This is a genomic window from Vibrio sp. 1580, from assembly GCF_033340055.1.
Genome location: NZ_JAWOVT010000285.1, coordinates 1 through 706 on the forward strand (window position 1 = coordinate 1; position 706 = coordinate 706).

Annotated in this window: 2 protein-coding genes; both read right to left on the reverse strand. The window is 46.9% G+C overall.

Annotation, left to right across the window (positions count from 1 at the left end; genetic code table 11):
- The coding region (locus R7093_RS25555) for a relaxase/mobilization nuclease domain-containing protein (RefSeq protein ID WP_318147062.1) at nt 1–481 on the reverse strand (481 nt) is incomplete at its 3' end.
- The coding region (locus tag R7093_RS25560) for a MobC family plasmid mobilization relaxosome protein (protein WP_169631310.1) at nt 478–706 on the reverse strand (229 nt) is incomplete at its 5' end. The genes R7093_RS25560 and R7093_RS25555, both read right to left, overlap by 4 nt.

Here is a 706-nt window from a genome sequence, read left to right on the forward strand (position 1 = left end):
GAGGGGTCACTAACTCCCTTTTATGCAAAGGGTCATCAGGATCATGCAGATTTAACGTGGCATTCATGCCCGTTTTCCAAGCATTGATTCGAGGTTTATCTGCTCGGTCAAAATAAGGTTGGAGTCGCTTGCCCGTTTGTAGCTCCACGTTCGGAACAACAAAATTAAGCTCTAACCGTCCTTTGTCTCGATGCTCTACCCAAAGGCAAGAGTACTGATCCGCTTCCAGCCCTGGTAACAACGCTTTTTCAAAACTCGACATGATGTGATCTTTGGCCTCTCTAGGGAGATCGAATTCTTCAAAGGACAGCACACCAGACGTGTATTTTTTTGCATAAGGACTCGAATCTATCAGCTCTTGAACCTCACTTGGTGAGCCTCTATCGAGTGTGGCACCCTCTCGATCTCTCTGCTTACCAAGTAAATAATCAACCGGACCAGAGCCTTTACCGACACCACGAGCGTGAAATTTAACAATCATGAACGGGAATACTCCCGTTTTAAATCTTGCAACGTTCGTTCAATGTTCATCAAAGCAGAGACAACCTGAATACGATCCACCGGCTTCCAGTCTTGGGAATGAATCGCTCGAGCAATTTGATTGAGATTGTTACCCATACCGGCTAACTGACGAAGCAACTTAGGGTCAACTTTAGGCACGGCATGAGCACGGGAAACGGGCGCATCGAGACAATGCGATCGCATC